Origin of the sequence: Flavobacterium psychraerolatum (assembly GCF_025960985.1) — a bacterium.
Lineage (GTDB): Bacteria > Bacteroidota > Bacteroidia > Flavobacteriales > Flavobacteriaceae > Flavobacterium.
The window spans coordinates 1-11,012 of the sequence record NZ_JAOQMX010000072.1 but is presented as its reverse complement, the minus strand read 5'-3'; the positions used below and the strand labels follow the sequence as shown (position 1 = coordinate 11,012).

Sequence of the window (11,012 nt, the reverse complement as noted above, 5' to 3'; positions counted from 1 at the left end):
AAGACACAATATTCAATAATTTAATCAAAAGAATGGTAAAAGCAGATAATATTTGTCAAAAGGAGATTATATGTAACTAACTGCTTACCTCAATAGATCTTTATCTAATTCCTTATTTTAATCGTATTTTCGTTTAGCATTAAACCAAAATTGGGTCAAAATTTAGAAAAAAATATATAGGAAAAATTAAAAAAGTCAGTTCGATTTTATCGGGCTTAATTAATTTTCTATTCGTTTAGTATTTGCTAAATTAATACTTAAAACACCTCACAAGCATATACAAGAACGATAGTGGCTATTATCGAAAAACTGAATGAAATCAACCAACAGAATAATAAAAGACATTCTTATAACGAAATGAAACCGAAAGATTTCGTTGGAGATTTTGATGGAATTATTGGCAATGTTTATAAAACTACAGAAGATACAAATTCAATTGGTCAACGAATTGCAAGAAAATTAAATGAATTAGAATTAGTTTGCGCAGAGTTTGACCATATTTATATAAATTTTACCCCGATCGCGCAGGCTTATAGATAATAGTTAGCGCAGGTATTTACCTGTGCCCGCAAACAAAATTCTGAATGTAATGATTTACAAAAAATTTCATATAATCTAATGATGCAATAATAAGGAGTGATTCAGCTAACCTTATTACCTCTCCTTACAACGCATTTGTCTAGTTTAATTACTTAAAAACAGTATTATTGGGTTAAAAAAGAATGGGTTACGATAATACTAACAAAATTATATAGATAAACTTCCCCATTTCTACCCAAATATAAAACAGGTGATTTTTTTTGGTTACTTTCTTTCAATTTCATTATTTTCAAACCTTGAATTGAATTTCATCAAACAACAATGACAATTACCTACCAAATGGACGAAAAAGATTTCTTAATACACCAACTCTATATCGCTTCGCAGTCTACTCGTATTAAAAAGAAACGATTTCGAAGTAAAATAATTACACCTATAATTTATACCGATTTTGCATTTTTATTCCTTTATCAAGAAGACTATTTTTTAATAGTAATTTTTCTGGTGGTGGCCGTACTTTAGTTTTTTATCTATCCAATCTGAGAAAAAAACCATTACAATAATCATTATAATAATTTTATAAAAGAAAACTACAAAGACAGACTCGGTAAAACAGCGATACTTACTTTTACTTTAGACGAAATTATCGGCAAAGACAACGGTTCTGTGAGTGCAATAAAAACCACCGAATTGGAGCAAATAATCGAAATCCCAACAAATATTTTCATTCGATTGAAAAGGATGGCAATCATTTATTATTCCGAAAGAAAAAATTCAATACATACCCAACTTAAAAAAACAACTTAATGACATTGCCTGCCATTTAAACATAGAATACAAAATAGAACCCAATTGAGAATGGAAGTAATCTAAAAAACTTATCATGATGTACAACAAAATCACTACTCTTACTGTAGGAACAAATTGGACTATTACATCTTAGTATTTGTTGTAGTCAATTCAAACACGCTATAACTAGCATTGCTATTTAGAGATATATTGCACAACAAGATCTAAGATGCACTAATAATTCTTAGATGGTTTAAAAAGCACGAAAAAAAGCTAATTTTATGCGAAAATAAAAAACTAATATCCTGTCTCTACAAGACAAAAAAACACACTATTACTTACTTAAATTTTAGATTTTATTCGTAACTTAGCTACAACGTACGAACACATCAATAATTTAATTAAATCGTTCTATTATGAAAAATCTAGGTCTATTGGGTTTACTATTGCTTTCTATTGGGTTTCAAAGTTGTAAAAATAAAGAAGCTGAAAAAACGGATGAAAACAAAGCCATTGAAGCTACAAAAATAGTAAGTACCGAATGCTACAAAGCACTGTATGAAGAGGATACTTTGGACTTACAAATAAATACTTTGGAAGACGGACAAATCAAGGGTACAATGGAGATGAATATTGTCAACATGCCCAAGAAATCGGGTGAAATAATCGGTAAATTTAGTGGAGACACCTTATACGCTAGTTATACATTCATACAAGGAGATAATAAGAAGATTACATACAAAAACCCAATGGCTTTCCTTAAACGCGGCACAGAACTTATCTTAGGAAACGGACAAATTGCTACTTCAATGGGCGCTTCGTATTTTGTCAAAGGGACCAAAATTGATTATGATAATGTAAAATATAAATTCACAGCTACCAATTGCGTTGATAGTACCACTACTAAATAAAAATATAAAACATATTTTCAATAAAATAAAAAGAGCAGTGCAATGATATAAAAATGCACTGCCTTTTTTTATTCATCTTATATAGTAAACTCATTGTTCACGTAAATTTATATTTATCAAAACGCTACAAAATGATACCAAATAAATCATTATTTGCCCAGTAGTTTAAAAACTCTTATTCTTTCACTATTATAAATTTCCCTTTTACACCAGTATCCCAATTTTCCCAGTAATCGGATCGTACTAGTTTTCCAGCATCATCATAAATTTGAAATTCGGCAGTGTTTCCTCCTAATGTACCTCTGTTCAACGCTTCTAATTCAAACGTATTGATTCCTTCTTTAAAGGTTATTCTAAAGGTTTTATATTGATTTTGTAGTAACAATCGACTTTCAACATCACGGTTGTTTAACGTTGCCTTAATTAAGTCGCCATCTATTTCTCCAAAATCACGACATCTTATATCGAAATATTTTGATTTGGTGCGAATATCTCCAAAGTTCACATCAATCCTTACTAATGACCTAGGATCTACTTTCATACCTCTATTAACCAATGATTGTTCTAAACTATTCACCAACTTATCTCTTAAAGCATCATTTGGATCGTCAAAATCAGGTTTTTTTATAATCATAGAAAAAGGCTCTGGCTCTATTCCATTAGAGTAGGTTGGGTCTTCTGTAATTGGTTTTGCATCTTTTGGATCAATTTTAGGTATAACAGCAAAAAGGTCTTTATTATCTTGTTTTTTGGGCGCTTCTTTAGCTTTCGCCTTAGGCGGAATGGGTTTTGGCGGAATCACCTTGAATGTTTTTCCTAGCTCAAACTGTGAATAACCAGTGGTAGTTATCCCCAACATAAAAATAAAAAAAAGAAGCTGTTTCATATTGTAGTATTCAATGACTCAATCTATTGATTTTTTTCAAAAATATAAACTCCAAGCCTATAAATAAACTTTTGGACTTTACTTTAACTTTACTTTATTAACCTTGTTTATTAGAAATATATTGCTTCAGAAGCCTTAAATTATCTCTATCATAGATGAAAGACCCAATTCATAAGTATAGAATAGTACTTTTAATCAGTCAGTAACCTTTTTAATTATTTCACTAATTTAAAAATCTATGCTTTAGAAAATAATCCCTTTAATTATGATTTTTTAAACGAAATCAAGCGTTTGTTATTTGACATTTTTTTATAAATTGCAAAAAATATACCAAAGTACATTATAATACACAACAACTTAATAATCAAGTTAAAACAAATAACATGAAAAGAGAAAACATACTTACAGGATCACCTTGGGAAGACAAAATGGGATATTGTCGTGCGGTTCGCATAGGAAACATTATTGAAGTATCGGGTACAGTAGCCATTATTGATGGTGAAAACGTAAAAGCAGACGATGCTCACGCACAAACACTCAATATCTTGGAAAGAGTTGAAAAAGTATTGGAAGAGTTGAATGCAGGTATGAAAGATGTTATTCGTACTCGTATTTTCACGACTGATGTAAGTACTTTTGAAGCAGTTGCTACTGCTCATGCGACTTTTTTCAAAGACATCAAACCTACTACTGGTTTTTACGGAATTAATCAACTTGTTGCTCCTGAATATTTGGTTGAAATTGAATTAACAGCTGTTCTTTCTGAATAAACGAAATTTTTAGACTGCATACCTACTTTAAAAACAAATTAATGTTAGATAAAGTCAAATATACATTGCCTATCCTACTCAAATGGTTTTTCATTTGTGTTTTGATAGGCATTTTTTCTGGTACATCGTCAGCTTTTTTTTTAATTTCCTTAGAATGGGTAACACAAATTAGAATCCATAATTCTTGGATTATATGGTTTTTGCCTTTAGGGGGTTTAATCATTGGACTAGGTTACCATTACTACGGAGCCTCAGTTGTAAAAGGAAATAATTTACTACTTGAAGAATACGATAAACCTTCCAAGGTGATTCCACTCAAAATGGCCCCTTTTGTTCTTTTGGGTACTTTAATAACCCATCTTTTTGGAGGTTCGGCAGGTCGTGAAGGTACTGCAGTTCAAATGGGCGGTGCGATAGCAGACCAATTCAAAATACTTTTTAAATTAGAGAACCAAGAACGCCGAACATTAATCGTAATGGGTATTAGCGCTGGTTTTGCCTCTATTTTTGGTACTCCTTTGGCAGGAGCTATTTTTGCAATCGAGATATTATACTGTAGCAAAATCAACTTAAAAACTGTAATTTATTCTTTTATCGTGGCCTATATAGCCTATTACACCGTAGAATTCTGGGCTGTCAAACATACACATTATAGTATTCCAGAAGTCCCTGCTTGGAATGGATCTATTCTTTTGTGGTGTATATTAGCAAGTATTCTTTTTGGGTTGGCAGCAATGACATTCTCCAGGACTACACATTTTTGGGGTCGTATGTTTTCAAAATATGTATCCTATCCACCACTTCGTCCCGTTATAGGTGGCTTAGTTTTAGCATTAGCAATTGCATTACTAGACGTTCAAAAATTTGTTGGACTGGGTGTTCCAGTAATTGTAGATGCATTTACGCATCCAAGTGCTGCTTTTGATTTCCTACTAAAGATATTATTCACTGGCTTCACATTAGGTTGTGGCTTTAAAGGTGGAGAGGTAACTCCCCTTTTCTTCGTAGGTGCAACTTTGGGAAGTGCATTATCATTAGTAATTCCGCTTCCAATTGCCTTGTTGGCAGGAATGGGTTTTGTAGCTGTTTTCTCTGGCGCAACGCATACGCCAATTGCCTGTACAGCCATGGGAATCGAACTTTTTGGATTCGAAAGCGGAATGTATATTGCACTAACCTGTAGTATTGCTTACCTCGCATCTGGTACAGTAGGAATTTATAGTTCTCAAAATTCAAAAGGCACCAAATACCACTTATACGAACGTTTTAGAAGAAGAAATCTCAAAAATCTCTAATTTTTAAAATGCTGATAATTTTATAAACTACCCCTAATTTACATTAAAAAAATGTAATTTCGCACACTATGAAAATACAAGACATTCAAGCCATACAATTATTATTAGCTACACCGAAAAAAATTGCTATTATACCACATCGTGGACCAGACGGTGATGCTATGGGTTCTACCCTAGCACTTTATCATTTTTTATTACAATTAAATCATGAAGCTATTGTAATTGCTCCCAATGATTTTCCTGATTTTCTAGCTTGGCTTCCTGGGTCGGAAACAGTTAAAATTTTCGAAAAAGACAAAGAAAATTGTACACAAATATTAAATGATGCTGACCTAATTTTCACTTTAGACTTTAATGCGTTTCATCGTGTAGGTGAAGAGATGGAAAAGGTTTTGGCTGGTTTATCTAAAACATTTGTGATGATCGATCACCATCAAAAACCAGATGACTATGCAGCATATGTTTATTCCGATACTTCTATAGGCTCAACTTGTGAGATGATTTATAATTTCATTTCATTATTAGGTGAAGTAGCAGTGATAGATGTAACTATCGGTACCTGTATATATACTGGAATTCTTACCGATTCGGGATCATTTAAATTCCCCGGAACTACAGGTAATACGCATAGAATCGTAGCGGCACTTATAGATTTGGGCGTTCAAAATACTCAAATTCCAAACTTACTTTTTGATAATAGTTCTTACAGCCGTTTGCAATTACTAGGGCGTGCATTGCAAAACATGAAAATCCTAGAAGATTACCATGCTTCTTACACAACCTTAACACAAGAGGAATTAGATACTTTTCACTATATAAAAGGGGATACAGAAGGAATAGTAAACTACGGATTAAGTATTAAAGGAATTCATTTAACTGCTATTTTTATCGAAAATAAAGAAGAGAAGATAATTAAGATTTCTTTCCGTTCTCAAGGTGATTTTGATGTAAATCAATTTGCTAGAGATCATTTTCATGGTGGTGGACATCGCAATGCTGCTGGAGGACGTTCAGATGTATCTATGAAAGAAACTATTGAAAAATTCGAATCAATTGTTAGTCAATTAAACTAATACCCCATGAAAATTAAGATCATACTAGGAGTTATTCTTTCACTACTCATCTTCAGTTGTAAAAATAACCAAGAAGTAAGACGCCCTATTTCCCATTCGTCAGGGACTTTTATGAAAAAATCCATCGATAAAAACAAGAAACTTGTCGCTAGTGAAGAAGAACAAATAAAAGCCATCATTAAAAAAGATAGTAAAACACCATATTTCGCATCAAGCAAAGGATATTGGTATAGCTATAAAACAAAAAATGAACTTGATACCATTACTCCAAAAAAAGGTGATGTTGCCTTTTTTACGTATGAAATTAAGGATTTAAGCGGTAATATTATCTATTCAGAATTGGAATTGAGACCACAAACTTATTATGTAGACAAACAAGATGTTTTGATAGGACTGAGAGACGGGATCAAATTAATGCACAGAGGAGAACAAGTTAATTTCCTATTTCCATCTCATAAAGCATATGGTTACCGAGGAGACACTAAAAAAATCGGGACCAACACACCTTTATTAATAACAGTAAACCTTAGAGATTTTAAAACTGAAGTTGCGTTTAAAAAAGAGCAGTCTGATAAAATAAAGAGAGACTTAGAAGCCAAACAAAAAGCAGAAAAACAAAATAATAACTCTGTACAAACCACTAAAATACCCACAAAACTAAAAGATAGTTTAAATTAAATAACAAATGAAAAAAAACATTTTATACGTACTACTATTAGCAATTTGTTTTGTTTCCTGCAAAGAAGAAAACAGTAATTTACCCGATGGCTTATATGCCAAAATCGAAACTAGTAAAGGGGAAATAATCGTAGAATTAAATTACACAAAAGCTCCTATTACAGTGGCTAACTTCATTACTTTGGCCGAAGGAAAGAACAAATTTGTCACTAATGATCACTTAAAAGACAAACCTTTCTATGATGGATTAAAGTTTCATCGTGTGATTAATGATTTTATGATACAAACAGGAGATCCACTAGGAACTGGTTCTGGAGATGCTGGATATAAATTTAAAGACGAAATTACCGATTTACGTTTTAAGGATAATGGAGTACTAGCCATGGCAAATAATGGGCCATCAACTAACAGCAGTCAGTTTTTTATCACGCATTTACCAACGCCTTGGTTAGACGGAAAACATACCATTTTTGGACATGTAGTCGATAACGGAATGGAAACGGTAAATAAAATTCAACTAAACGATTTTATCAAAAAAGTTACCATTATTCGAAAAGGGGAAGCAGCTAAGAAATTTAATGCTGAAAAAACTTTTTATGATTACTTTTCAGTAGAAGCAGTTAAACAAAAACAAAAACTTGCTGAATTATCTATTCTTGACTCAAAATATAAAGAAGTGAGACAAGATAAAACAAATTACTTTAATGCTTTGAAAGCAAAGGCAACAAAAACATCAACTGGTCTTAAATATGTTATTACTAAAAAAGGAACAGGAAAAAAACCCGCTAAAGGCGCTGAATTACAAATTCACTATGCTGGATTTCTAGAAGATGGCCAATTATTTGATACTAGTATCGAAAACGTGGCTCAAACTTTCGGAAAATATGATGCAGCAAGAGCCGAAGCCAATCAATATATTCCAATTCCTTTTACTGCAGGAAAAAAAGATGGCATGATTCCTGGTTTTATTGAAGGATTAAATAAATTATCTTTTGGAGACAAAGCTGTATTATTCATTCCGTCTCACTTGGCTTATGGTGCAGGTGGTGCAGGAGAAGTAATTCCGCCTAATGCCAATATCATTTTTGAAATTGAATTAGTAGATAATCAACAATAAAATAAAAGACCTTAAAATTAGTACAATGAAATTAAAATTTTTATGTCTCCTATTCGCAGGAGTTTTTTCCTTACAAGGACAAATAACAAAAACAACAACTAACAAAAAAACAGTTAGTACTACAAAAGCAACTTCCAAAAAACCAATTATAACAGATGGGATTTTTGCAACAATTGTTACGCCAAAAGGAAATATTGTTCTTTCATTAGAATATAAAAAAACACCCGTTACTGTTGCGAACTTTATTTCTTTAGCAAAAGGAACAAATCCTTTTGTAAAAGATGAAAGATTGAAAGGTAAGCCATTTTTTAATGGTTTAAAATTTCACAGAGTTATTAATGACTTCATGATTCAAACTGGAGACCCACAAGGTACGGGAGCTGGAGATCCTGGATATTCTTTCAAAGATGAGTTTGTACCTGATTTAGTATTTGATAAGGGGGGAATTTTAGCAATGGCAAATTCTGGACCTAAGACTAATGGAAGTCAGTTTTTCATAACACACAAAGATACGCCTTGGTTAAATCAAAAGCATACAATTTTTGGGCATGTAACACAAGGAATGGATATCGTTAACAAAATAACTCAAAATGATATCATAACTAAAATAACAATAACAAAAATAGGTACTGAAGCTAAAAAGTTTGATGCCCCAAAAGTATTTTCAGATTATTTCAATAATAAAGAAGAAGATGAAAAAAAACAAGCTTTGGTCGATGAAGAAAATAGAAAAATAGAAATACAAAAAATAGAAGACCAAAAGAAAGCATACAAAGAAAAATATGCACCTATAATCGCAGCTAAAAAATTGTACATCGCTGAAGTTAAAAAAACAGCTACTACTACACCGTCTGGGTTATCATACAAAGTAATAAATAAAGGTACAGGAGAAAAACCAATTGTAGGCTCTACTTTATATTTTCATTATGCAGGATATTTAGAAGATGGTTCTTTATTCGATACTAGTTATGAAGAGTTAAGTAAAGAATATGGACAACACAACCCTAATCGTGCCGCTCAAAACGGATATCAACCTTTCCCATATGAAGTGGGTAAAAAAGACAGCATGATTCCTGGTTTTGTAGAAGCAATCGAAACAATGACTTATGGAGAAAAAATTATTGCAATTATTCCATCAAATTTAGCTTATGGAGAAAGTGGTGCTGGTGGTGTTATACCACCCAATGCAGAACTTATTTTTGAAATAGAAGTTTTTAAAGATAAACCAATGATAAAATAGTTTCATAATTACTAATACTGAAACTTTACATAATAAAAAAATTAAACACTTGCTAAAACATATTTTTGCAAGTGTTTTTTTTTATATAAGAATAACTGAATTAAATAGAACTTAGTTAGGTGATTAAGATAATACTTATAAGGAATCAAGATATTGTCCTAAAAAACTGTGTAAAGTTTAAAAGTTGTAATTTTAAATTACTACCAATAAACTTACAAGCTTATGAACCTTACACATGATCAAATTTCGGAATTATTATTGAAGATAGCAAAATCCGAAAACGGCACAAATTTACTTATGCAAATGACTCTTGACGCTTTTATGAAAAGTGAGAAACATTTAGATCAACAAGAGAACCCAGGTGACTACGCTAATGGTTATCGTCTAAGAAAAGCCAGAGGATTCGGAAAAGAAATGGTTTTAAAAGTGCCCAGAATGAGAAATGGCACGTTTTACCCTGTATTACTAAACGTCCTACGCGATGAAGATGAAGAGCATAGAAAGTTAATTTTTTCACTGTACAAAAAAGGGCTAACAACAGAACAAGTTAGTGACATCTACGAGGAAATTTATGGCAAGGAATATAGTAAACAACAGATAAGCTACATAATGAAGGATAGTCGAGAAGAAGTATCTATATGGCTTCAACGCAAACTAGAATCACATTATTTAGTGCTTTATATCGATGCTACTTTCGTTCATACTCGTAGAGATAAATCTGTTAGCAAGGAAGGATATTATACGGTTCTAGGAGTTAAAGAAGATGGATCAAGAGAGGTTTTAAGCATTGTAAATCATCCAACTGAAGGAGCATTATTATGGCAAAATGAATTAGAAGCATTAAAGAACAGAGGTGTTCAAATTATTGGCTTGGTGGTGTCAGATGGACTAACTTCTATAGAAAATGATATAGAACAAGTTTTTCCAACAGCTAAAAACCAATTGTGTGTAGTACATATTAAACGTAATATTTTGGCTGTTTTCCCTAGAGTAAAAAGATTAGAAGTCGCCGAAGAGTTATTAGAATTTTTTGCTATTGATACTAAAAATGTAGCTCCTGTTGAAGCATTTAAAAATTTATGTAAATTCGTAGAGAAGCATAAAAAAAGTTCTCCTAGTTTGAAATCATTTTCAAATGAGCGCAACACAGCTTATTTTACTTATTTAAACTACCCAATTACAATACAAAGGATGATATATTCTACTAACTGGATAGAACGTTTAAATCGTGATTATAAAAGTATTTTAAAAATGAGAGGCGCAATACCTAGTCCTGAATTAGTACTATTTTTAATGGGAGCAGTATCTATGGAAAAAGAACATAAATCATATAAGTTCACTGTAACTACTTTTAGACAAGTTGAGGAATTAAAAAGAGAAACAAATTAATAATAACAACTTTTACAACCTTTTCAAGACACTAACTATTAAGGTTAACTAAATTACTTGCCTAACTCCCATCTTTTCAGGTTGAGCAAAAAAAAACTCCAATAAGCAAAAGCAAATTGAAGTTTTAGTACTCAGAGCGGGACTTGAACCCGCACGAACATTGCTGTTCACTGGATTTTAAGTCCAGCGTGTCTACCAATTTCACCATCCAAGCAAAAGTAGTGATAATAAAAAACCCTGATTCGAATGAATCAGGGTTCTCTAAAGAAAGGCGACGACATACTCTCCCACATAACTGCAGTACCATCTGCGCAGGCGGGCTTA

At 32.1% G+C, this 11,012-nt stretch carries 12 protein-coding genes and 1 tRNA gene; 10 read left to right on the top strand and 3 right to left on the bottom strand.

Features of this window, described 5'->3' with window-relative positions; translation table 11 throughout:
* Positions 1 to 291 precede the first annotated feature (291 nt).
* Both M2326_RS17030 and M2326_RS17025 read left to right on the top strand, forming a co-directional pair.
* Positions 292 to 540: a hypothetical protein gene (locus tag M2326_RS17030; protein ID WP_264620749.1), complete on the top strand. Its 249-nt coding sequence runs from the start codon at positions 292 to 294 to the stop codon at positions 538 to 540.
* A gap of 321 nt (positions 541 to 861) precedes the next feature.
* Positions 862 to 1,062 (top strand): hypothetical protein, encoded by a 201-nt coding sequence (locus M2326_RS17025; RefSeq protein WP_264620748.1) that lies wholly within the window; start codon positions 862 to 864, stop codon positions 1,060 to 1,062.
* A 68-nt stretch (positions 1,063 to 1,130) separates the two neighbouring features.
* On the opposite strand, the gene M2326_RS17020 is transcribed toward M2326_RS17025, so the two are convergent.
* Positions 1,131 to 1,268, bottom strand: a complete 138-nt coding sequence (locus M2326_RS17020; RefSeq protein ID WP_264620747.1) for a hypothetical protein — start codon at positions 1,266 to 1,268, stop codon at positions 1,131 to 1,133.
* 477 nt (positions 1,269 to 1,745) lie between these two features.
* Here M2326_RS17020 and M2326_RS17015 point away from each other — a divergent pair, with 477 nt between their 5' ends.
* Positions 1,746 to 2,240 (top strand): hypothetical protein, encoded by a 495-nt coding sequence (locus M2326_RS17015; RefSeq protein ID WP_264620746.1) that lies wholly within the window; start codon positions 1,746 to 1,748, stop codon positions 2,238 to 2,240.
* 175 nt (positions 2,241 to 2,415) lie between these two features.
* On the opposite strand, the gene M2326_RS17010 is transcribed toward M2326_RS17015, so the two are convergent.
* Complete coding sequence (locus M2326_RS17010) at positions 2,416 to 3,126, bottom strand: hypothetical protein (RefSeq protein WP_264620745.1); 711 nt, start codon at positions 3,124 to 3,126, stop codon at positions 2,416 to 2,418.
* 383 nt (positions 3,127 to 3,509) lie between these two features.
* Between M2326_RS17010 and M2326_RS17005 the strand changes: the two genes are divergently transcribed.
* From M2326_RS17005 to M2326_RS16975, 7 genes are all read left to right on the top strand, one after another.
* Positions 3,510 to 3,896, top strand: coding sequence for a RidA family protein (locus M2326_RS17005; protein WP_264620744.1), 387 nt, complete (start codon positions 3,510 to 3,512; stop codon positions 3,894 to 3,896).
* A 41-nt stretch (positions 3,897 to 3,937) separates the two neighbouring features.
* Positions 3,938 to 5,191 carry a voltage-gated chloride channel family protein gene (locus M2326_RS17000; RefSeq protein WP_264620743.1) on the top strand — a complete coding sequence of 418 codons (1,254 nt, stop codon included), beginning with the start codon at positions 3,938 to 3,940 and terminating at the stop codon, positions 5,189 to 5,191.
* Positions 5,192 to 5,259: 68 nt separating this feature from the next.
* On the top strand, positions 5,260 to 6,264 hold the full coding sequence (locus M2326_RS16995; protein ID WP_264620742.1) for a DHH family phosphoesterase: 1,005 nt from the start codon (positions 5,260 to 5,262) through the stop codon (positions 6,262 to 6,264).
* 6 nt (positions 6,265 to 6,270) lie between these two features.
* A complete protein-coding gene (gene gldI, locus M2326_RS16990) occupies positions 6,271 to 6,942 on the top strand; it encodes a gliding motility-associated peptidyl-prolyl isomerase GldI (RefSeq protein WP_264620741.1) in 672 nt (223 codons plus the stop codon).
* A 7-nt stretch (positions 6,943 to 6,949) separates the two neighbouring features.
* Positions 6,950 to 8,059, top strand: a complete 1,110-nt coding sequence (locus M2326_RS16985) for a peptidylprolyl isomerase (RefSeq protein ID WP_264620740.1) — start codon at positions 6,950 to 6,952, stop codon at positions 8,057 to 8,059.
* 25 nt (positions 8,060 to 8,084) lie between these two features.
* Positions 8,085 to 9,299: a peptidylprolyl isomerase gene (locus M2326_RS16980; RefSeq protein WP_264620739.1), complete on the top strand. Its 1,215-nt coding sequence runs from the start codon at positions 8,085 to 8,087 to the stop codon at positions 9,297 to 9,299.
* A 222-nt stretch (positions 9,300 to 9,521) separates the two neighbouring features.
* The gene (locus M2326_RS16975) at positions 9,522 to 10,688 is read left to right on the top strand and encodes an IS256 family transposase (RefSeq protein ID WP_264620738.1); all 1,167 of its coding nucleotides are present in this window, start codon (positions 9,522 to 9,524) and stop codon (positions 10,686 to 10,688) included.
* A gap of 128 nt (positions 10,689 to 10,816) precedes the next feature.
* On the opposite strand, the gene M2326_RS16970 is transcribed toward M2326_RS16975, so the two are convergent.
* Positions 10,817 to 10,902: transfer RNA gene (locus M2326_RS16970), tRNA-Leu, on the bottom strand.
* Between the last annotated feature and the right edge of the window lie 110 nt (positions 10,903 to 11,012).